This window comes from Streptomyces sp. NPDC027672, from assembly GCF_055566335.1.
The window spans coordinates 266904-289142 of the sequence record NZ_JBVHSO010000005.1; the positions used below are offsets into that span (position 1 = coordinate 266904).

Annotated in this window: 18 protein-coding genes; 15 read left to right on the plus strand and 3 right to left on the minus strand. The window is 74.5% G+C overall.

Features of this window, described 5'->3' with window-relative positions:
- Positions 1-326 precede the first annotated feature (326 nt).
- The 9 genes from paaA to kynU all read left to right on the plus strand — a co-directional run bounded on the left by paaA (position 327) and on the right by kynU (position 8117).
- Entirely contained in the window at positions 327-1430 is a 1104-nt protein-coding gene (gene paaA, locus ACZ4SV_RS14760) for a 1,2-phenylacetyl-CoA epoxidase subunit PaaA (protein WP_468004433.1), read from the plus strand.
- Complete coding sequence (gene paaB / locus ACZ4SV_RS14765) at positions 1427-1738, plus strand: 1,2-phenylacetyl-CoA epoxidase subunit PaaB (protein ID WP_365881802.1); 312 nt, start codon at positions 1427-1429, stop codon at positions 1736-1738. The genes paaA and paaB overlap by 4 nt, the downstream gene beginning before the upstream one ends.
- Positions 1722-2519, plus strand: a complete 798-nt coding sequence (paaC, locus tag ACZ4SV_RS14770) for a 1,2-phenylacetyl-CoA epoxidase subunit PaaC (RefSeq protein ID WP_468004436.1) — start codon at positions 1722-1724, stop codon at positions 2517-2519. The genes paaB and paaC overlap by 17 nt, the downstream gene beginning before the upstream one ends.
- 92 nt (positions 2520-2611) lie before the next feature.
- Positions 2612-3088, plus strand: coding sequence for a 1,2-phenylacetyl-CoA epoxidase subunit PaaD (gene paaD, locus ACZ4SV_RS14775; protein ID WP_397946365.1), 477 nt, complete (start codon positions 2612-2614; stop codon positions 3086-3088).
- 8 nt (positions 3089-3096) lie between these two features.
- Positions 3097-4242 carry a 2Fe-2S iron-sulfur cluster-binding protein gene (locus tag ACZ4SV_RS14780; protein WP_468004438.1) on the plus strand — a complete coding sequence of 382 codons (1146 nt, stop codon included), beginning with the start codon at positions 3097-3099 and terminating at the stop codon, positions 4240-4242.
- Positions 4243-4299: 57 nt separating this feature from the next.
- A complete protein-coding gene (locus ACZ4SV_RS14785; protein ID WP_468004440.1) occupies positions 4300-5076 on the plus strand; it encodes an SDR family oxidoreductase in 777 nt (258 codons plus the stop codon).
- A gap of 104 nt (positions 5077-5180) precedes the next feature.
- Entirely contained in the window at positions 5181-6032 is an 852-nt protein-coding gene (locus ACZ4SV_RS14790; RefSeq protein WP_365881812.1) for a tryptophan 2,3-dioxygenase, read from the plus strand.
- Entirely contained in the window at positions 6022-6870 is an 849-nt protein-coding gene (locus ACZ4SV_RS14795) for an alpha/beta hydrolase (RefSeq protein ID WP_468004442.1), read from the plus strand. The genes ACZ4SV_RS14790 and ACZ4SV_RS14795 overlap by 11 nt, the downstream gene beginning before the upstream one ends.
- Positions 6867-8117 carry a kynureninase gene (gene kynU / locus ACZ4SV_RS14800; protein WP_468004444.1) on the plus strand — a complete coding sequence of 417 codons (1251 nt, stop codon included), beginning with the start codon at positions 6867-6869 and terminating at the stop codon, positions 8115-8117. The genes ACZ4SV_RS14795 and kynU overlap by 4 nt, the downstream gene beginning before the upstream one ends.
- 153 nt (positions 8118-8270) lie before the next feature.
- On the opposite strand, the gene ACZ4SV_RS14805 is transcribed toward kynU, so the two are convergent.
- Entirely contained in the window at positions 8271-9713 is a 1443-nt protein-coding gene (locus ACZ4SV_RS14805; RefSeq protein WP_468004446.1) for an FG-GAP-like repeat-containing protein, read from the minus strand.
- Positions 9714-10143: 430 nt separating this feature from the next.
- Here ACZ4SV_RS14805 and ACZ4SV_RS14810 point away from each other — a divergent pair, with 430 nt between their 5' ends.
- From ACZ4SV_RS14810 to ACZ4SV_RS14830, 5 genes are all read left to right on the plus strand, one after another.
- The gene (locus ACZ4SV_RS14810) at positions 10144-11274 is read left to right on the plus strand and encodes a low temperature requirement protein A (RefSeq protein WP_468004448.1); all 1131 of its coding nucleotides are present in this window, start codon (positions 10144-10146) and stop codon (positions 11272-11274) included.
- Positions 11275-11497: 223 nt separating this feature from the next.
- Positions 11498-12508, plus strand: a complete 1011-nt coding sequence (locus ACZ4SV_RS14815; RefSeq protein WP_468004450.1) for an ABC transporter ATP-binding protein — start codon at positions 11498-11500, stop codon at positions 12506-12508.
- On the plus strand, positions 12508-14019 hold the full coding sequence (locus ACZ4SV_RS14820) for an ABC transporter permease (RefSeq protein WP_468004452.1): 1512 nt from the start codon (positions 12508-12510) through the stop codon (positions 14017-14019). Before ACZ4SV_RS14815 ends, ACZ4SV_RS14820 begins: the two co-directional genes overlap by 1 nt.
- A 4-nt stretch (positions 14020-14023) precedes the next feature.
- Positions 14024-16774, plus strand: coding sequence for an alkaline phosphatase family protein (locus ACZ4SV_RS14825; protein WP_468004454.1), 2751 nt, complete (start codon positions 14024-14026; stop codon positions 16772-16774).
- Positions 16775-16872: 98 nt separating this feature from the next.
- Positions 16873-17535, plus strand: a complete 663-nt coding sequence (locus ACZ4SV_RS14830) for a GNAT family N-acetyltransferase (protein ID WP_468004456.1) — start codon at positions 16873-16875, stop codon at positions 17533-17535.
- A gap of 114 nt (positions 17536-17649) precedes the next feature.
- Here ACZ4SV_RS14830 and lanL read toward each other — a convergent pair whose 3' ends face one another.
- Together lanL and ACZ4SV_RS14840 are read right to left on the minus strand one after the other, a co-directional pair.
- A complete protein-coding gene (gene lanL, locus ACZ4SV_RS14835) occupies positions 17650-20178 on the minus strand; it encodes a class IV lanthionine synthetase LanL (RefSeq protein WP_468004458.1) in 2529 nt (842 codons plus the stop codon).
- Between the two features lie 2 nt (positions 20179-20180).
- Positions 20181-20363 (minus strand): SflA family class IV lanthipeptide, encoded by a 183-nt coding sequence (locus tag ACZ4SV_RS14840; protein WP_365880122.1) that lies wholly within the window; start codon positions 20361-20363, stop codon positions 20181-20183.
- 242 nt (positions 20364-20605) lie between these two features.
- On the opposite strand from ACZ4SV_RS14840, the gene ACZ4SV_RS14845 reads away from it, so the two are divergent.
- Positions 20606-22141: a PQQ-binding-like beta-propeller repeat protein gene (locus tag ACZ4SV_RS14845; protein ID WP_468004460.1), complete on the plus strand. Its 1536-nt coding sequence runs from the start codon at positions 20606-20608 to the stop codon at positions 22139-22141.
- Positions 22142-22239: the final 98 nt, after the last annotated feature.

Sequence of the window (22239 nt, forward strand, 5' to 3'; positions counted from 1 at the left end):
CGCAGCCGGTGGCCGCCGGGCGCTCTTCGTGGGTGCGGTGTCACCCGAACAAGAGGCCCGCCCCGCGCACGGCGATCCCCACGGCCCGGCGTGAGCTTTGTCACGCGCCCGCACCGGTCGGCGCGGGGATAGCCGGGCCCGTGCGGGACCTCTTTCCGAGACGGAGACCGCGCCCCCGGCCCGCCCGGCGCAACGGGCGCCACCACCCGCCGGGTGTGCCGCACCCCGGGAATCGCCGAAGGAGTGATGCCAGTGCCCAGGCCAGACGTCCGGTCCACAGGCCGGTACGTGACCGCCGTGGCGGAGACCGGCCGCGGAGGCGCCGCGTGAGCGCACAACCGGCCGCCCCCGCGCCCGACGAGCTGGCCGCGCATTTCGACGGCCTCATCGCCGCGGGGGAGACGATCGAGCCCCGGGACTGGATGCCCGACGGCTACCGCCGCATGGTGATCCGCCAGATCGCGCAGCACGCCCACTCCGAGATCATCGGCATGCAGCCGGAGGGCGCCTGGCTCACCCGGGCGCCCTCCCTGCACCGCAAATCGGTGCTCATCGCCAAGGTCCAGGACGAGGCCGGGCACGGGCTGTACCTGTACTCCGCCGCCGAGACCCTGGGCGTGGACCGGGCCGACCTGCTCGACGCCCTGCACCGGGGCCGGCAGCGGGCCTCGGCGACGTTCAACCACCCCGCGCTGACGTGGGCGGACACCGGCGCCATCGCCTGGCTGACGGACGGCGCCGCCGTCATCAACCAGGCCCCCCTGTGCCGTACGTCCTACGGGCCGTACGCCCGGGCGATGCGCCGCGTCTGCCAGGAGGAGGCCTTCCACGTGCGGCAGGGCTACGACCTCATGCGCGCCCTGTGCGAGGGCACGCCCGAACAGAAGGCGATGGCCCAGGACGCGGTGAACCGCTGGTGGCTGCCGGCCGTGGCGCTGATGTTCGGCCCGCCCGACACCGAGGCGGGCGGCGCCGACGCCCGTACCGCGGCACTCGGCGCCGCGGTCTCCCGCCGCGCCATGGCCTGGGGCATCAAGCGGCACACCAACGACGAGCTGCGCCAGCGCTTCGTCGACGTCTGCGCCCCGCAGGCCGAACGCCTCGGGCTCACCCTCCCGGACCCGGCCGTCCGCTGGAACGAGGAGCGCGGGCACTACGACTTCACGCCGGTCGACTGGGACGTCTACCGCGCGGCGCTCGGGGACGACACGCACTGGTCGCGGCAGCGCGTCGCACACCGGCGCGCGGCGCACGACGACGGAGCCTGGGTACGGGAGGCGTCCGCGGCGTACGCCGCGCGCTTCGGCACCGACGGCGCGCCCCTGCCCCCGGACGCCGGCACGGACCCGGAGACCGGCACGGACGCGGGCACGGACCCGCGTGCCGACGCGGCCCGCGGGGTGCGGGAACGGGCGGGTGAGCGCGGATGAGCCGGCAGCGGGAGGGCGCCCCGGCGTCCTGGGAGGTCTTCCTCAGACCCCGCCGGGGCCTCGCCCACCAGCACGTGGGGTCCGTGCGCGCCGCCGACGCGGACACCGCCCTGCTGCGGGCCCGGGATCTGTACACCCGGCGCGGCGATCCGCTGTCGCTGTGGGTGGTCCGCTCGGACGCCGTGCACGCGGCCTCCCCGGACGAACGCGATCCGTTCTTCGCGGGCGCCCGCCACAAGCCCTACCGGTACCCGGAGCAGTTCGCGCCACTGACCGAGGAAGGCCCCGACGGTGACCCTCTCGACTGACCTCGCCACGGCCACCGGAGCCGGCCGGGCCGACGCCCATCTCGCCGTGCATCTGCTGCGCCTCGGCGATGACGCCCTCGTCCTCGGGCAACGGCTGTGCCAGTGGATCACGCGGGCGCCGGCCATCGAGGAGGACATGGCGCTGTCCAACATCGCCCTCGACCTGATCGGCCACGCCCGCACGCTGCTCACCCTGAGCGGACAGGTCGACGGAACCGGCCGCAGCGAGGACGAGTTCGCCTTCACCCGCAGCGACCGTGAGTTCACCAACGTCCTGCTGACCGAACTGGCGAACGGGGATTTCGCGGCGACCGTCGCCCGGCAGCTCGCCTACACCCACTACGCGGTCCTGTACTACGAGGCCCTGGCCGGCTGCGCCGACGCCCGGCTGGCCGGGTTCGGCGAACGGGCCGCCAGGGAGGTCGCCTTCCACCGGATGCACGCCGACACCTGGACGCTGCGGCTGGGACTCGGCACCCCCGAGAGTTCCGGCCGTATGCAGCGGGGCCTGGAGCGGGTGTGGCCCTACACCGCCGAGCTGTTCGACGAGGACGAGGTACTGCGCCACCTCGTGGCGGCGGGCACGGTGCCCTCGCCGGCCCCGCTGCGCCCGGAGTGGGAACGGCGGGTCGGCGCGGTCGTGACCCGGGCCGGCCTGACCCCGCCGGTCCCGCACTGGCAGGCCCGGGGCGGCCGGGCGGGGCTGCACACCGAGGAGTTCGGACCGCTGATCGCCGAGATGCAGTCGGTGTACCGCCAGTTCCCGGGGGGCCGCTGGTGACCGGCCGGAACCTCCCCGCGGCGCCTGTGGCACCGCCCCGGGCGGTGCCGGAGGCCTCCGGGTCCGGCGTACCCTCGCGTCCCGTCGGCGCGGTGGCGCGGGTCCGGGACCTGGTGGAGGCACTGCCCGATCCGGAGCTGCCGATGGTGAGCCTCGGCGACCTCGGCATCATCCGCTCGGTCGGCCCGGCCGCCGACGGAGTGCTCGAAGTGGAGATCACCCCGACCTACCTGGGCTGCCCGGCACTGCCCGCCATCGTCTCCGCGATCCGGGAGGTGCTGGCCGCGAACGGCCACCCCGGGGGACGGGTGCGGCAGGTGCTGTCCCCGCCGTGGACGACGGAGCGCGTCACCGTGGCCGGCCGGGAGAAACTCGCCGCCCACGGCATCGCCCCGCCCGCACCCGCCCCGGCCGGCGGTCCGGTCCCCGTCGCACTGGCCCGGGTGCCCTGTCCGCACTGCGGCTCCCGGGCCACCCGGCCGCACAGCGCCTTCGGACCGACCCGCTGCCAGTCGGTACTGCGCTGCACGGCATGCCAAGAGCTGTTCCCCCACCTGAGCGCGCTGTGAGGCGGACCGTGAACACCATCGACTCCTCGGGCACCTCCGCCCCCGCAGCCTCCTCGCGCCCCCTCGGCCGCCCCCGGCGCACCGGCTGGTACCGGCTCAGGGCCACCGAGGTCCGGCACCTGCCCGGGGACGCCGTCGCGGTCACCCTGGAGGTGCCCGGGACCCTGCGCGAGGTCTTCACCCACCGGCCCGGCGAGCACGTCGTGGTCCGGCACCGCGTCGCCGGCGCGGAACTGCGCCGCAGCTACTCGGTGTGCCCCCCGCCCGGCGACCCGGACGCGCTGCGCCTGGTGATCAAACGCGGCGCACCCGGCGGCTTCGGCGCCCACGCCGCCACCGCGCTGGCACCGGGCGACCTCCTCGAACTCTCGTCGCCCACGGGCGCGTTCGCGCTGCCCGAGCTGCCCGGCGGCCATCACGTCCTGATCGCCGGCGGCTCCGGCATCACCCCGCTCGCCGCCATGGCCGCCACCGCCCTGCGCGAGGACCCCGCCTGCCGCGTCTCCCTTGTCCACTCGGTCCCGACGTCCGCCGACGCCCTGCTCGCCGACGAACTGGCCGAACTCAAGGACGCGTTCGTCGACCGCCTCACCGTCCTGTACGTCCTGACCCGCGAGGAGCACGGCAGCGGGCTGCCGGGCCGGCGGATCGACGGCGCGACGCTGCCGCGCCTGCTCGGCGCGGTCGACGCCCGCCCCGGCCCCGGCACCACGTTCGCCCTGTGCGGCCCGGCCGGCCTGGTCGCCGCGGTGCGCCGGGCGCTCACGGCCTGGGGCGCCGACGCGGCCCTGACCCGCTGGGAGACGTTCACTCCCGCCGGCACCCCGCCGCACGGCGCGCCGCCCGACCCGCCGGAGACCGCCGCGCAGGAGACCCGGACCCGCGTCACCGCGCTGCTCGGCGGCCGCCGCCGCCCGGCGACCGCCGGACCCGAGGACGACACGGTCCTCGACGCCCTGCTGCGCACCCACCCCGACGTGCCCTACGCCTGCCGTGAGGGCGTGTGCGGCAGTTGCCGTGCCCGCGTCCTGTCCGGCCGGGTGACGACGGCACCCCAGTACGCCCTCGACGCCGAGGACATCGCCGCGGGCTACACGCTCGTGTGCAGGGCCCGGCCGCTCGGCACCGAACTCACCCTCGACTTCGACGCCTGACCCGGCGCACATCCCGTGCGCCCAGGCTCCCCGCCCACTCGCCCGAAGGAGACGACGTTGACCACCACCCTGCGGCACGAGGGCAGAACCGCCCTGGTCACCGGAGGCAGCCGCGGAATCGGCCGGGCCATCAGCCGGCGCCTGGCCCGGGAGGGCGCCCTCGTGGCCGTCCACTACGGGCACGACGAGGCGGCGGCCGAGCGCACGGTCGAGGAGATCCAGGACGACGGCGGCCGCGCCTTCGCCGTCCACGCCGAACTCGGCGTCCCCGGGGACGCCGACACGCTCTGGGAGGCGTTCGACCGGGCCCTGGCCGGCCAGGACGCGCACCCCGGCGTGGACATCCTCGTCAACAACGCCGGCGTCACCCTCCCGCGCCGGATCGCCGACGTGACCGAGGCGGACTACGACCGGGTGTTCGCCATCAACACCAAGGCACCGTTCTTCATCGTCCAGCGCGCACTGGACCGGCTGCGCGACGGCGGCAGGATCGTGAACGTCTCCTCGGTGGCCACCCGCGTCGCCTTCCCCGCGATCGTCGCCTACACCATGACCAAGGCCGCCCTGGACTACCTCACCCTCTCCCTCGCGCAGGAACTCGGCCCCCGGGGCATCACCGTGAACAGCGTCGCCCCCGGCTACACCGAGACGGAGATCAACCCCACGCTGAGCATCCCGGAGATCCGGCAGAGGTACTCGGACGCCTCCGTGTTCGGGCGGCTCGGCCGGCCTGTGGACATCGCCGACGTCGTGTCCTTCGTGGCGAGCGACGACGCCCGCTGGGTGACCGGCCAGTGGATCGACGCCTCCGGCGGCGTCCACCTCGGCGTATGAGACAGCCGTCCGGCCACCCCGCCCCCGCTCCCGTTCCCCACGGCCGGCGGCCCGCCCCGGCCGCACGACCCTGCTCCCGGCCCATGGCAGCACCAGGAGACGCCGTGAACGACAGCACGTCCGCCGCCCCGCCCCTCGCGGACGACCCCGACCCGCTGACCCAGCCCTTCCCCGGCGCGAGCCCCTACGACACCTACGTGCGCGCGTCCGTCCTCAACACACTCCAGCACCCCCTCACCGAGGCCCCCGACGAGATGGGCTTCCTGGTCACCACCCAGGTGATGGAGCTGTGGTTCACCCTGACCGTCCACGAGTGGCGCACCGCCGCAAACGCCTTCGCCAAGGACGACCTGCACGCGGCCATGGACGCCCTGGTGCGCAGCCGCCGCGTCCTGACCGCCCTCAACGCTGCCTGGGCGCCGATCGCCGCCCTGACACCCGCCCAGTTCAACGGGTTCCGCGCCGCGTTCGGCCGCGCGTCCGGCTTCCAGTCGGCCATGTACCGGCACATGGAGTTCCTCCTCGGCGACAAGTCCGCCGGGATGCTCCGCCTCCACCAGGGCGACGCCGCGGTCCACGAGGGACTCGCACGGACCTACCGCGAACCGTCCCTCTACGACGAGGTGCTGCGCTTCCTGCACCGGGAGGGCCTGCCCGTCCCCGGGCACGTCCTGGACCGGGACGTCACCGCCCCGTACACCCCGGACCCGGGCGTGGCCGAGGCATGGCGGCGGGTGTATACCGGCCCGCAGTACCACCCGCTGCTCGCGCTGGGCGAACTGCTCACCGACATCGCCGAACTCGTCACGCGCTGGCGCTTCGACCACGTCATGGTCGTACGCCGCGCCATGGGCACGAAGTCCGGCAGCGCCGGCTCCACCGGACTGGCCTGGCTGGAGCGGCGCGCCGGCCGCCCCGTCTTCCCCGAGCTGTGGGAGGTGCGCGGTGGTCTCTAGGACCGTCTCCGCCTTCGCGGCCGAGGAAGAGAAACGGGTGCTGAGCCTGAAGCCGGTACTGGCACCGGTGCACGGCTCCTACGGCGACCACCCCCACCAGGTCTACGACGCCTGGCCCGCCCGGGACCCCGGCACCCCGCTGGTGATCCTGCTGCACGGCGGCTACTGGCGCTACGACCGGATGCACCTGACCCCCTTCGCGGCCTACCTCCGGGAGCAGGGCTTCGACGTCCTGCTGCCGGGCTTCCGCCGGTCCGGGGGCGCCGGCGGCTACCCCGAGACGTTCGACGACATCGCCCGGATCGTGGACACCCTGCCCCAGGGACGGCCGTACCTCCTGGCGGGGCACTGTTCGGGCGGCCACCTCGCCCTGTGGTGCGCGGCCCGCGGCCTGCTGCCGCCCGGCTCGCGCTGGCACACCACCGGCCTGCCGGCCGGCGTCCTGGCGCTCGCCCCGCTCACCGACCTCGCCGCCACCCGCCGCGACGGCCTCAGCAACGGCGCCGCCCTGCAACTCCTCGGCGGCGAGGACGTGTTCGAGGAACGGCTGCCCTCGGTCGACCCCCTCACCCTGCTGCGCGAGGCGGGCACGACCGGCGTGCCCACCGTGCTGCTGCACGGCGCCGTCGACGAGGAGGTCCCGCTCACCCAGTTCGCCGACTACGCGGCCGTACACCGTGACCTGAGAACCATCGTGCTGCCCGGCACGGGCCACTACACACTCATCGAACCGGGCGCGCCCGGTGCCCGGGCGGTCGCCGACACCCTGGGGGAGATGTCGGCCGCCTTCGGCGCACGGCGCCCGCACCACGACAGCCGGAAGGCCCCACAGACGTGACGACCACCCTCGCCGCACTCGACGAACAGGCCGCCCGGCTCGACGCCGACGACCACCTGGCCCCCCTCCGCGAGCGGTTCCTGCTCCCGGACGACCTCGTCTACCTCGACGGCAACTCCCTGGGCCCCCTGCCCGCCGCCGTCCCCCAGGCCCTGGGCGACGCCGTGTCCCGGCAGTGGGGCACCGACCTGATCCGCTCCTGGAACACCAACGGCTGGTGGGACGCCCCCCTGCGGGTGGGTGACGCCGTCGGCCGCCTCCTCGGCGCGGCGCCGGGGCAGACCCTGGCGGGGGACTCCACCAGCGTGCAGCTGTTCACCGCGCTCAGCGCCGCCGCCGCGCTGCGCCCCGGCCGGACCCTGCTCGTCACCGACCCCGGCCACTTCCCCACCGACCGCTACCTGGCCCAGTCGGTGGCCGACCTCCAGGGCCTCGACGTACGGCGGATCGCCCCGGCCGACCTGGCACCGTTCCTCGCCGCCGAAGGCGAGCGCGTCGCCGTGGTCAGCTACTCGCCCGTCGACTTCCGCACAGGGGAGCTGTACGACATGCGGGCGCTGACCGACGCCACGCACCGCGCCGGCGCGCTGGCCCTGTGGGACCTGTGCCACGCGGCAGGCGCGCTCCCCCTGCACCTCGACGCCCTCGGCGTGGACTTCGCCGTCGGCTGCGGCTACAAGTTCCTCAACGGCGGCCCGGGCGCACCGGCGTACCTGTACGCGGCCCGCCGCCACCACGAGGCGCTCCGGACCCCCCTGGCCGGCTGGACCGGCCACGCCGACCCCTTCGGGCTGAACCGCGACTACACACCCGCACCGGGCATCGCCCGCGCCCGCATCGGCACCCCGCCGATCCTGTCCCTGCTCGCCCTCGAAGCCGCGCTCACCGTCTTCGACGGCGTCGACCTGGCCCAGGTCCGGGCCAAAAGCCTGTCACTGACGGACTTCTTCCTGCACTGCGCCACCGAACTCCTCACCCCCCTCGGCTTCGAACCCGTCACCCCGTCCGATCCCGCACGCCGCGGCAGCCACGTCGCCCTGCGCCATCCCCACGCCCACGGCCTGACCCAGGCGCTGGCGGACCGCGGCGTGATCATCGACATGCGCGCCCCGGACCTGCTGCGCTTCGGCGTGAACGCCCTCTACACCACCCACCGGCACCTGCTCGCCGCCGCCCGTCACCTGCACACCATCGCCCGGACAAGCGCCTACGACCCGCAGCCCGCCCGGCCCGGCCCGGTCACCTGAGACCCACCGCCCGTGCGGGGCGAACAGGTGCTCCGCGGGCTGGTGTCGCCGGTGTCCGCCACCCGCGTCCGGTGGCGGACACCGGCGACCGGGGAAGGCGTTGCCTTCCCGCTCACCTCGCGTCCCGTCGCCGCGCGCTCCGCGGTCCCGGTCTCAGCCGAGGAGGGTCTCACCGATGGCGGACCCGGGCGCGACACCGTAGTCCTCGGGGCCGAAGACACGGACGCCACTCGTGCTCACTCCGGCGCCGGTGCCCCGGAACTGCCAGAGGCCGCCGCTGCCCTGGTTGCGGTAGACGTCCTCGCCGGGGGCGGTGACGGCGAGGTCCGCTCTGCCGTCGCGGTCGAAGTCGGCGAGGCGGACCCGGGAGCCGAAGACGTCGTTGTGCTCGGCGCTGCCGGGGACACCGGCGGTGTCCTGTGAGTAGCGGGCGGCGCCGGTGGTGGTGAGCCCGCCGGCGCCGCCGCGCAGCACCAGCACGTCACCGGCGCGGCCGTGGCGGCCGAGGGCCTCGTACGGGACGCCGATGGCGAGTTCGGCGCGGTGATCACCGGTGATGTCGGCGATGGACAGCGCCGCGCCGAACTCGTCGTCCTTCTCGTCCGTGCCGGGGATGCCGGCGGTGTCCTGGTGGTAGACGCGGCCCGCGGGGGCCAGGCCGCCGGAGAGGGAGCGACTGCCGTAGCGGACGGTGACGTAGCCGGAGCCGTGGCTGGGGTCGGCCAGTCCGTTGGGGTTGAGGCGGGGGTCGGACAGGGCGACGGCGAGGTCGTCGCGGCCGTCGCCGTTGAGGTCTCCGGCCGCGACGGTGTCTCCGCCGGCCAGGCGGGCCTCCGCGGTGAAGGAGCTCGGGTCGCCGGTGCCCGGGGCCTGGCCGTAGACGAAGGTGTCCTTCTGCTGGACGACGGCCAGTTCGTCCTTGCCGTCGCCGGTGAAGTCCCCGGCCGCGAGGTGCCCGCCGGAGGTGGGGCCGGGGCCGGTCACCTCACGGCCGGCCGGGGCCTTGGTGCGGGTGAACGTGCCGGAGTAGAGCCGCAGCGAGGACTGACCGCTCACGGCGACGTCCGGCGCGGAGTCGCCCGTGAAGTCGCCCACGGCGAGGGAGGCACCGAACATGCGTGAGGGGTACGCCGGACCCGGGGGCAGGGCGAGGCCGCCGCGCAACGGTGAGGGACCGCCCCACAGCACGGTCACCGAGCCGTTGAGCGAGGTGCCGGCGGTCCGGTCTCCCTCGGCGCCGACGAGCAGGTCGGCGTAGCCGTCGCGGTTCAGGTCGCCACTGGCGATGCTGCCGCCGAAATGGTCCTGGTAGCCGGGCGCGCCGGGGACGCCGGGGGAGTTCTGCGTGAGGGTGACGTGCTTGCCGGTCAGGCCGTGCGCCGAGCCGAAGGTGACGAGCACGGCACCGGCCTCCGTCTTGCCGCCGACCGTCTTCGACGGCATGCCGACGGCCAGGTCCCGGTAGCCGTCGCCGTTGAAGTCATCGGCCGGCCGGGCCGGAGCGGCGACGGCACGGTCCGCCGAGACGGCCGGCAGGCCGCCGGTCACGGAAGCCACTACGGCCGCTGCCAGGACGAACCGGACTAAGTTACGCACGAAAGCCTCCTACACCCGCGGGCGCCGACCGGCACCCGCGAACCCGAAACACGATCCGCACCGGTCTCCCGCGGACTGCCCGCCGGATCACCCGATGCATGGTGAAGAAGAGACTCCCCACCGGCCCCGATGGTTGCGCGTCAGAACGGGCGCACGGTGTCCCGCGCTCACCGCGGGCATGCGCTCTCGTGCAAGCAGCCGTGCGCTCGCGGACTCCTGCCGCCGGTCCGGGGCCTTAGCCTCGGCAGGCGTCGACGGATGGCGGACGGGCTGGGCGAGGAGCGGTGATGAGTGTGACGGTACGTCCCTTCCGGAGGGCGCGACGCCCGGCCGGGCCGCCCCGGGTGACGGCCGGAGCGGTCGCGGGGGCCCTCCGTTGAGCCGCGGGGGTCTTCCCGGGACGGTCCTCGCCTCGCGCCGGCGGCACACCATGACGGGCCGTGATCCGGGGGAGGCGCACCGGACCGCCACCCCGCTGGAACTCTTCGTCGACCTGTGCTTCGTCGTCGCCGTGGCGCAGGCGTCGAGCAGTCTGCACCACGCGCTGGCGGACGGACACTACGCCTCGGGCGCCCTGCGCTTCGCCCTGGTCTTCTTCACCGTCTGGTGGGCCTGGATGAACTTCACCTGGTTCGCCTCGGCCTACGACCCCGACGACACCCCCTACCGTCTGACGGTGCTGGTGCAGATCACCGGGTCCCTCGTGCTCGCCGCCGGCGTGGGCCGGGCCTTCGACCACGGGGACCTGCTCGTCATCACGCTCGGCTACGTGGTGCTGCGCACGGCGCTGGCGGCCCTGTGGCTGCGGGCCGGGCTCGCCGACCCCGCCCGGCGCAGGACGACACTCCGCTTCGCCACCGGGGTGACCGTCTGCCAGCTCGGCTGGGTCACACTGCTGTTCCTCCCGGCGCAGGCCCGCCTGCCGGGCATCGGCGTCATGATCCTCGCGGAGGTCCTGGTTCCCGTGTGGGCGCAGTCCGCCGGAATGACGCCCTGGCATCCGCACCACATCGCCGAACGCTACGAGTTGTTCACCCTCATCGTGCTCGGTGAGTCCGTCGCGGCCGCCACGGTCGCCGTACGGGGAGCGTTCGACCGGCACCACGGCACCGGCGCGCTGTACGCCCTGGCCGGCGGCGGTCTGCTGATGGCCTTCGCGATGTGGTGGCTGTATTTCACCCGGCCCGCCCACACCCTGCTCGCCACCACGCACCAGGCGCACCGCAGACGTTTCCCCTGGGCCTACGGCCACTACCTGATCTTCGCCTCGGCCACCGCCGAGGGCGCGGGCCTGGCCGCCTACGCCGATCACCTCACCCGCCGTACGGGCATGTCGGCCGTGGGCGCCGCGCTGGCGGTCACCGTCCCGGCCACCGTGTTCCTGGGCACCGTGTGGGCGGTCCACCTCCGGCCGCACCAGAAACGGACGGCCGAGAGCGTGCCGTTCGTCGTCACCGCCGCCGGCATACTGTCCGCCTCGTGGTCCCCGGCGCCCGCGCTCGTCGCCGGTGTGCTCCTGAGCGGGCTGGTCGCGGTGGTCACCACGCGCCGGCGGACGTGAGAGACGCCCGCGCGACGCGCCGCCCGGCCCGTGCCCGGACACGGCGGAGGCGGGGGAGCGGGCGCGGTGGTGGGTCGTCCACGGCGGCTACGGCGGAATCCCGGCGCGGCGGCGGACTGTTGACTCCCGTTTGGGGTTCCGTTCCTTGAGCGTTCAGCCGACGATCCCTGTGGGTGTCGTGTGCGCTGCCTAGGGTCCATGAGGCTTGCGAAAGAAGGGGCTCATGGACTCACAGCTCGCGATCCGGGCTCGCGGCATCACCAAGTGTTTCGGCGAGGTCGTCGCTCTCGACGGCGTCGACCTGGACGTGGGCCGGGGACGGATCCACGGTCTGGTCGGACCGAACGGCGCCGGCAAGACCACGCTGCTCGGACTGCTGCTGGGCCTGGCCGTGGCCGACAGCGGCAGCCTGGACCTCCTCGGCGCCCCGGCCGGCCGGGCGTTCGAAGACGCCGGCGGAGTCGCCGGTTTCGTGGACGGGCCGGGTCTGTACCCCTCGCTCACCGCCCGGCAGAACCTCGCCGCGCTCGCCGCCCTGCGCGGCGACGACCCGCGGTCGGCGGGGATCGACGGCGTGCTCGATCAAGTGGGACTCACGGATGTCGCCGACGATCGCGTCCGCGGCTTCTCCCTCGGCATGCGTCAACGGCTCGGCCTCGCCGCGGCCCTGCTCACCAGGCCGCGGCTGCTCGTCCTGGACGAGCCCTCCAACGGGCTGGACCCGGCCGGCAAGACGCACGTCCACGTGGTGCTCACGCGGCTGGCGCGGGAGGGCACCACGGTCGTGCTGTCCAGCCACCGCATGGACGACCTGGAGGCCCTGTGCTCCGAGGTCACCATCCTCACGACCGGCCGGGTCGTCTTCTCCGGACCGCTGGGCGAACTGGCCGCCGGCAACCGGGAACTCGCCTACCGGATCGTCACGTCGGACCCCGCGCGAGCCCGCCGGCTGGCCGTCGGCGCGCCCGGGATCCACCCGGCCGACGACACCGCGGGACGCCGGGGCGGCGAGGCGCTCGTGGTGCGCGCGGAGGTGCCCGCCCTGGACGCCTTCGTGGTCCGGCTCGTCCAGGCGGGCCTCGCGCTGCGCGAACTCGCGCCCGTCGTCTCCCCGTTGGAAGCGGCGTTCCTCGCCCTGACCGAGCCGTCGGCGGCCCGCGCCCACGAGGGCCGGTCGCGGCAGGACGATGCCGCCACTCCGCAGCAGACCGACGTCCAGCGGAAGGCCGGCTGATGACCGCACACGAAACGGCGGCCACCGCGCGCGAGACCGCGGCCACCGCACACGAAACGGCGGCCACCGCGCATGAAACGGCGGCCACCGCAGCCCTCGCGCACGAAACCCCGGCCGCCGCGCACGAAACCCCGGCCGCCGCGCACGAAACCCGGGTCACCCCAGCCGCCCCCGCACACCGCGCCGTCTCAGGCCGGGTCTCCGTCGCCCGGGCCTATCGCTTCGAAGTAGTCAAGCTGGTCGCCCAATGGCGGATCCGCCTGCTGCTCCTGGCCTGCTGGACCGCGCCGGCGCTGTTCGTGGCCGGGGTCGGCGAGCAGAGCACGCTGCCCACGGACACCCTCTTCGGCCGGTGGATGCACGCCACCGGCTGGGCCGGGCCGCTGGTGACCCTCGGCTTCGCCGGCAGTTGGGCGCTTCCACTGCTCACCTCGGTCGTCGCCGGCGATGTGTTCGCCTCCGAGGACCGGCTCGGCACCTGGCGTCACCTCCTCGTCGTCGTCCGCTCGCCCCGGCGGATCTTCGTGGCGAAGGCACTGGCCGCTCTCACCGTCATCCTGCTGCTCGTGGCCGGGCTGGCCGCCTCCGCCACGGCCGGTGGGCTGCTGACCGCCGGCAACCGGCCGCTGACCGGCCTCGACGGCCACCTGCTCGCGCCGGGCGACGCGGCCGGCATGGTCCTTCTCGCCTGGGCCTGCGCGCTCGCCCCGACCCTGGCCCTGGCCGGCATCGGGTTCCTCGGCTCGGTCGCACTGGGGCGCTCCCCGATGGGGCTGCTGCTGCCGGCGCTCGTCGCGCTGGCGATGCAGCTCGCCCAGATGCTCCCGCTCCCCGCCGCCGTGCGTCTCGCCCTGCCCGGGGACGCCTTCATCGACTGGAAGGGACTGTTCACCGGCCCGGCGCAGCTCACCCCGCTCCTGATCGGTGTCGCGGTGAGCCTGCTGTGGGCCGTGACCGCGACAGCGCTCGCCTGTCTCCTGTTCCTGCGGCGGGACTTCACCAACCCCACCGACGACGGATCGGTGCGCCGCGCGTTCACCCTGGGCGTCCTGCCGCTGGCGGGGCTGCTCGGCGCGACGGTCGCCGTGGTGGCGGCGACGGCCGGGGCCACGGGCTCCGGCATCGGGCAGACCAAGGTGGAGCACGCGCTCGCCACCGAGTTCGCCCATCTGTACCGCATGCAGACCCGGCAGCTCCACCGCCCTCCCGTCACGGAGGCGCGGTCGAGGACCACGGCGGCGTGCGCCAAGGCCGGTGTCCAGGACGGCGCCGAGGGCCCGGGCAACGACTGGCGGTGCGTCGTCTCCTGGCACCTGCCGGGCGTCAAGGCCACCGGATCGGCCGTCTACCAGCTCGACATCACCGCGGACGGGCGGTTCGTCGCCGACGGGGACGGGCCGAAGGAAGTCAACGGCTACTTCCTCGTCCGGACCCCGGCCGGCGACGCACCGAACCCGCTGTGGCAGTTCGACGGCACCGTCGAGCTCCTCTCCACCTCCCCGAAGGGATGACGTCATGCAGATAACGCGCCGTCGCCGGCAGGACCGTGAGGACTGTCACGTCCTGCTGGGCAGACGGGTCAGCCGCCGGGCGATCCTGGTCGGGGCCTGCATCACCACGGCCGCCCTGGCCGCCGGCACCGCCCTCGCCGACACCCGCCACTTCGGCACCGAGCAGGTCGGCCAGGTCACCGGCAAGGGCCGGGTCGTCTCCGCCGACCAGTACCTCGCCCCGTACGGCGACCGCCTCGTCATCGACGACGGCAAGATCATGTCGTCGACGGTCAGCCCGGACGGCAGTCACCTCGCCGCCTCGGTCGCCGACGGCGACGCCTCGCTGGTCGTGGTGGACCTCGCCACCGGGCGGGTGCAGCAGCGCGTGGGCACCTCCGCCGCGGACGACCTGCGGATCGCCGCCGGCTCCGTCGGCCAGGAAGGCCCCGCGTACTCACCCGACGGCACCCAGCTATGGCTCGGCCAGACCGACGGCTACACCAAGTTCACGGTCACCGCGGACGGCACCCTCGCCGACCCGGTGACCGTGAAGATCCCCGCCGAGGGCGGCAAGCACGCCCTGGCCGCCGCGGCCGTGTTCTCGGCCGACGGCTCCACCGTGTACGCGGCCGTCAACGGCCAGAACCGGGTCGTCGCCCTCGACGCCGCGACCGGGGCCGTCCAGCGGAGCTGGCGGGTGGGCAACGCCCCGCGCGGCCTGGCCCGGGTCGGCGGCACGCTCTACGTCGGCAACGAGGGCGGACGGCCCGCGCGGAGCGGTGACTCCACCCTCAACTCCTATGGCACCCAGGTGCCGGCCGACCCGCGCACCGGCGCCACCACCACGGGCACGGTCAGCGTCATCGACCTGGCCGACCCCGCCGCCGCCGTCCGGACCATCGACGTCGGGCTGCACCCGACCGCGGTCTACGCACGGCACGGCGCGGTGTTCGTCACCAACACCGCCGACAACAGCGTGTCGGTCATCGACACCGCCAAGGACGAGGTCGTGCAGACCATCTCCACCCAGCCGTGGCCGGAGGCGACGGTCGGCTACGAACCCGATGCCGTGACGCTCACCGACGACGGCCACCTGCTGGTGACGCTCGGCCGTGCCAACGCCGTCGCCGTCTACCGCTACTCCTCCCCGCAGGAGCCGGTCGGTTACGTCGGCCTCCTCCCGGCGGACTACTTCCCCGCCGAGATCGCCACCGCGGGGCACGAGGTGATCGTCTCCCACACCCGCGGCATCGACGCCCGCCGGCCCGGCGGCACCGGCCACGGCACCCACGACACGACCTCCAGCCTGACCCGGTTCACCCTGCCCCGTGACGGCGTCATCCGCTCCCGGACCGCCGAGGTCTTCCGCCAGAACGGCTGGAAGGCCGGCTCGGTCTCGCTGGCCAAGGGCGGGGGCCACGGGAAGCCGCAGCCGGTCCCGGCACGCATCGGCGACCCGTCGACCATCAAGCACGTCTTCCTCATCGTCAAGGAGAACCGCACCTACGACCAGGTCTTCGGCGACCTGCCCCAGGGTGACGGCGACCCTTCGCTGACCCAGTTCGGTGAGAACGTGACGCCGAACCAGCACGCGCTGGCGCAGCGGTTCGGGCTGTACGACAACACCTACGACATCGGCACCAACTCCGCCGAGGGCCACAACTGGCTGATGCAGGCCGACAATCCGGAGTACACGGAGTCCTCGGCCGGCGCGTACGCGCGCAGTTACGACACCGAGGACGACGCCCTCGGCCACCAGAAGACCGGCTTCCTGTGGACGGGCGCGCAGGCGGCCGGCAAGACCGTGCGGAACTTCGGCGAGTTCCAGCAGTTCCTGACCAAGCCCGCCGGGGCGAGCTGGCAGAACCTGTACTGCGACGCCAAGAACATGGACGCGACCGGGCAGGGCACCGCCTACCCGCTGAACTCCTCGTCACCGATCCCGTCGCTCAACAGCGTGTCGGTGCCCGGCTTCCCGAAGTTCGACACCAGCGTTCCGGACGTCTACCGCCAGCAGATCTGGAAACAGGACTTCGAGAAGAACGGCCCGGCGAACCTGAACATGTTCTGGCTCTCCAGCGACCACACCGGCGGCCCGGCGAGTCCGGCGGCCCAGGTCGCCGACAACGACCTCGCCACCGGCAGGATCGTCGACGAGATCTCCCACAGCCCGTACTGGAAGGACTCGGCGATCTTCGTCGTCGAGGACGACTCCCAGGCGGGCCTGGACCACGTCGACGGCCACCGCGCCCCGGTCCAGATCATCAGCCCCTGGGCCCGGCACGGTGTCGTAGACGACCACTACTACACGCAGATCACGATGATCCGCACCATCGAGCAGATCCTCGGGATCCACCCGATGAACCAGAAGGACAGCGCGGCGACTCCCATGCGGGGCGTGTTCACCCGGCACCCGGACTACACGCCGTTCAGCGCGCTGCCCAACCGGACCCCGCTGACCGACGGCCTGAAGACCCCGCCGCCCTGCGGCCCGGACACCCCCGCGGCGCAGAACCCCAAGGCCGCGGCAGTGCCGTCGGCGAAGGTGCCGGCGGCACGGAAGTCTCTCGCGGCGGAGTGGGACACCTGGAAGGCGAAGCAGCGCCTGACCGGACCCCACGCCGTGCCCGACTTCGCCAACCCCGCGCAGATGGACCACCTCACCTGGTACCAGACGCACAACTGGACACGGCCCTACCCCGGTGAGAAGAAGATCTACGCACCGCGCGACGTGCCCGGTGCCTACCTCCCGTCGCCGGAGTCCGACGGCTGAGGCGACCGGACCCCGGCCGGACGGGGTCGCCACCGCCCCGGCGCCCATGCTGTAATGCCTACAGCTAGCTAGTGCTTATTACCATCCGGGGAGGGGTCGTGCCGTTCAGGAGCACAGCCGAGGCGGTGCGGACGTGGGTCGAGGGCTGGGCCGTGTCGCGGGGCGCGGCCCGGCCGACGCCCCGGCCCTGGGGGTTCACCGTGGACGTGGGCCTGGCCGGCGAAGTGGCCCGGCACGTCGTGACCGCCGCCGACGAGGCGACCGTGCGCAAGCTGGCCGAGAACACCACCGCCCCCCGCATCCCCCTCAAGGCGTTCGTGCCGGCGCGGACCCTGGCGGCGTGGCTCCCGCCGGGCTGGGCCCTACTGGACGGCCACGCCGTGCTCATGGCCGCCGAGCTGGGCGGCGTCGAGGCCCCGCCGCGCCTCCCCGACGGCTACCGGCTGCTCGGCTGGGACCGGGCCGACGTCACGCGCGTGGTGGTGCGCGCCGCCGACGGCTCCTTCGCCGCGCGCGGGCAGCTCGCGGTCACCGGCCGGGCCGCCGTGGTCGACCAGGTGGAGACGCACCCGGCCCATCGGCGCCGGGGCCTGGGGCGCGTGGTGATGGGGACGCTCGCCGAGGCCGGGGCCCGCCAGGGCGCGCGAGCGGCCGTGCTGGGCGCCACCGACGAAGGCCGGGCGCTGTACGAGACCGTGGGCTGGCAGGCGGTGGCGCCGCTGAGCGCCGCCGCCCGGGACACGGGGGACGGCACGGTGTAGGCGTGCCGTCCGGACAGACTGGTGACGCGGCCGGCTGCCGGCCGGCCGCGCCCGGTCGCCGGGCACGCCGCGGTACGCCGCGGGCGGCGGGGGCGGCCGTGCCGCCGGCGGCGGTCAGGCGACGACGCCGAGCCGCGGACCGCCCCGGTCGTGCAGGCGCCGGAAGAAGGCCAGCACGCCCGCGGAGCCGCCGGCCCAGCCGGCACCCGGCCCGGCGAGCCCGGTGTCCGGGAACACGGGCCGGGACCAAGTGCCGCCGCTGCGGCTCAGGATGAGCTGGGCGACGGTCCCGGCCGCGTCCCAGAACTCCTCGGAGCCGGACGCCCGCGCGACGTCCACCATCAGGTCGCCCACTCCGGCCAGTCCGCAGCACTGCGTGACCAGCGGCATCCGCGGCGCCAGTGCGGCGCAGGCACGCGCGGCCCGCTGGGCGAGGCCGAGGTACCCGGGCTCCTCCAGGCGTTCGGCGGCCTCGACCAACACCGTTCCGATGCCGGCCAGGCCCCGGCACCACGAGCCGTAGCGGCGGGTCGCCCCCGGCTCGGCGGCCGCCGCGATGATGCCGGGTGTCACGGCGGCCAGGCGCGCGGCGGCCTTCTCGGAGCGGCTGATCACCTCCGGGTCCCCGGTCTCGCCGCCGTAGGCGAGCAGGAAGCGGACGATGCCCGCCTCGCCGTGCGCGAGGCCCTCGCGGAGCGCGGCGCTGCCGGCCGTGTCCGGACCGGCCGGGGCCGGCCGGGCGGTGCCCGAGGCCAGCATCCGGTCGCAGTCGGCGGCTACGGCGAGGTGCCGGTCCGCGGCGCCCCGGTCACCGGACCGGAGGGCGTGCCGGGCGAGCAGCAGCCGGCCGATACCGATGCCGGCGACGCCCGCGATCAGGTCCGCCTCCGGCGGCCCGCCGTCCGGGGCGCTCTCCGGCAGCACCGGGTACGCCTCCGGCCCCGCCGCGTACCCCGCCTCCGCGAGGAAGAGCGCGACACCGGTGCGCCCCGTGTAGAAGCCGGCCGGGAGGTTCCGGGACTGTTCCGCCGTCCACCGGGCCAACGCGTCGACGGCCGGACGCACATGGGGTTGGTGCGTGTGGTGGAGGAGTTCCAGTCCGAGTCCCGCACTGCCGACGTAGACGTCGACCGAGGTGGGCACGTGCAGTCGTGCGGCCCGTACCGGGTCCACGATCGCCTGCGCCTCACCGACGCAGAACGCGGTCGTGTGCTCGATGATCCCGGCCAGCAGGTCGCCGTCGATCCGGGGGCGCGCGGGCCGGCGCGCGGTGCCGGCCGTGCCGGTGCGCAGCCGGCCGGCGGCGGCGGTCCGTACGGCCGGGTCGAAGCTCAGCAGGCCGGCGACCGCCGCCCGGATCTCCCGGTGGGCGCGGCCGGGCAGCGCCCACGCCAGGCAGGCCAGGGTCCGGTCCCGGTTGACCTCGTGGTCGGTGTCGACGATCACCGGGTCCAGGCCGGTGGCGGCGAAGAAGAGGGTCGCGCCGAGGGCGTAGTGGTCGTCGGCGGGGGTGGCCGGTCCGGTCGCGCGCAGGACCGGCTCGCTGTAGCCGGGGGTCGCCCCTCCCGGTCCGGTGCCGTCCCGCTCGCTGATCCCGAAGTCGATCACGTGGCAGTGGCCGGGGCCGGAGCCGTCGAGCACGACGTTGTCCGGCTTGAGGTCGCGGACGACCACGTTCCGGTCGTGGATGGCGTCCAGGACGCGCAGGAGCCGTACGGCGAGGACGGACAGGCCGCGCGCCGGCCGGGGGTCGTCGTCCCGGAAGGGGCCGTTGCGCAGGACCTCCTTGCGCAGGTCCCGGTCGCCGCAACTGCTCATCACCAGGTACTCGTCCGACTGGTGGGCGAAGTAGTCCAGTACGCGGGGCACGCCCGTGACGCCGTCGAGCGCGGTGAGGACGGCGCGCTCGTTGCGCAGCCGGTGGCGGGCGTCCGTACCGGAGGCGTCCTCGCCCACGAAGGCCCTCGCCTGTTTGACCACCACCGGCCGTCCGAGCGTCTGGTCGACGGCGCGGTAGACGTTGCCCCGCGGTGTGCGCGCGATGCCGGCGCTGACCGTGTAGCGTCCGCCGCCGAGGCCGGGCGCGGACGGCCCGGCCTCGGCTCCGGAGCCGGTCGCGAAGGGGTCCTCGGCCCAGGGCGGACACCGGTAGCGGCCGACGGCCAGCCCGTCGAAGACCCGGCCGTCCGGCCCGGTCATGACGGATTCGAGGCGCCCGCTCCGGCCGGTCCGGTAGTCGCCCGTGAAGGGGCCGTAGCGGTAGTAGACCGGGGCCCTCGGGTCGACCCGCCGGTCGCTGACGACCCGCGGTCCCTCCCGGTCGCGCAGCACGGCGGCGAGTTCCCGGGCGACCTCGGCCACGGTGCCGGGCAGAGGGTAGACGGTGATCGCCTTGCCGACGGCTCCGGCGCCCGCCTCCCCGGAGTTGAGCCGGCGCAGCGTCTCCGGGTCACGGGCGAACTTCGCGTGGCAGACGTGCCGGGACAGCACCGGCAGGACGAGCCGGGTCACGGCGTCGAGGTCGCCGGGACGCGTGGAGACGTGCAGTTTCCAGCCGTGTTCCATCGCCGGCATCCGCGGATCGTTCAGGTACGACCAGGTGTCGTCGGACCAGCCGCTGCGGCCGGCGATGGAAACGGCCACCGCTACGAGTTCAGATCACAGGAGAAGCGGGTGGTGGCGGTCACCCAGGGGTCCGAGAGGCACGCCGTGGGCTCGCGGTCGCCTCGGTCGTCGTCCTCGAACACGATCGTCTCGTCGTCGATCTCCAGCGGACCCGCGTCGCGGAATCCTTCGGTTTCCAGCAGATCCGGCACGGCTGTGGGCATATGACGCCTCCATGGTCGGTCGTGCGCTGAGGAGCGGGCAGGAGCCGGCGCCGGCCGCTGTACCCGCCGGTCCGACGACTCGCTGCACAAACGTAAGGAGGGGCGTACCCGGTGACAAGAGAAGAGCCGGCACCGCTTCCGGCAGAGATGACCGCAGACCGTACCGCCTCCGTCCCCGGCGACAGCGCCACCCTGCCCGTGCGACCGCTTCCCCCGTTCCGGGTGTTGAGAAGATCACCGGTGTGACCACGACGTTCCGCATCGACCGCGTTCTCGGTGACCGTCCCTTCGCCGAGGCGGGTGATCCCGTCCTCGCCGTCGAGGACGAGGCCCGCGGCCTGCTGGCGGTGGCGGGCACGCTCGTCCCGGTGGCGGGCGCGCAGGAGTTCGGCAGCATCGCGCCGGTCGGTGTCTACGGCACCGGTGATCCGGCCTGCCGCGCCGTCCTCCACGCCCGCCACCCCGTGCACGCGATGGCTTTCCACCCCAGGCTCCCGCTCCTCGCGGTCGGCACGGGCCGTCACGACGGTGGCCGCTTCTTCGAAGGGGAACTGCTCCTGCTGGACCTGGAGACGGGCCGCGCCACGTCGCTCGTCGAAGACACCCTCGGCCGCCAGGTCCTGGGCCTGGAATGGCTCAGCGAACAGGAACTGCGCGTGCTGGCCGCACCGCTCGGCGACTGGGAGGACGACGACGCGTGGCGCGAAGGACACGTCGCGGTGGTGCGCCGGCCCGACTGGCGGGCCGTACCGCCCCGGTCGGTCACCGGCCACGACCTGGCCGGACCACGCGTGGCGGCCCCCCGCACCGACCGCCGGGAGGAGGCCCGCCGGACGGTCTCCGCTCTGCGTGCCGACTGGGACCCGCGCCGCAACGTCCGCGCGGTGCAGGAACTGTCCGACGGCAGGATCCTGGCGACGCTCGACGGGATACGGCTGGAGTCCTGGCTGCCCTCGGGGCACCGGCAGTGGGCCGTCGGGGACGACGGCGGTGGCGGCCGGGACCTCGTCATCGCCGAGGACGAGCGGTCGGCCTGGGTCAGTCTGGTGCGGCCGCCGTGGGAGCAGCGCGCTCCGGCCGTGGTGCGGCTCGCCCTCCGCGACGGCGCGCAGCTCGACCACCTCACCCCCGCCGGCCCGGTGTCCCTGGTGCGCTGTGCCGACGGCCTGCCCGCCCTCGCGCCCGCCGGACGGCACGGGGAGCGCGGCAGGCTGCGCATCCGGCACGGCAGCCGCCTCTACTTCCGGCAGCCCGTCGCCACGGAAGGCGATCGGAAGCCCGGGGCGAGTACGGCCTGGCTCGCGGCAGCGGAACTGGGGACCGTACCGGTTGCCGAACGCCCGCGTGAGCCGAAGGAGGCGGAAGCCGCCCTGCTGATTCCCTACTCCTGGAAGCCGGGCGAATCACACTTCGCCGGACCCGGTGTCGAGACCGCCGACGGCGACCTGATCCATGCCGGCACCGTCTACCACGGGCACGGGCTCCAGCCCGGCGGGTCCTTCGTCGTACGGCGCGCGGTGACCGGTGGAGAGCCGGCCTGGGTCTTCCGGACGGACCGGAAGGCCACGGACCTCGACAGCGACACCGAGACCGTCTACGTCACGTACGACGACGGCGAGATCGTCGGGCTCGCCCTGGGCGACGGCACCGTCCGCTGGCGCCGGCACCTGGCCGTCGCCGGCGTACCCGTCGTGGGAACCGCGCTGACCGTCGCCGGACCCGGCCGGCTGCTCGTCGGCACCACCGACGGACGGCTCCTGGTCTGCTCGACCGCATAGCCAACCACCGGTGCCGGCCGGGCACGCCGACCGCCGCGCGCCGCGTTCCGGCACGGTCACGGGGACGGACCGCCACACGCCCGCGCCCCCGCCCCGGC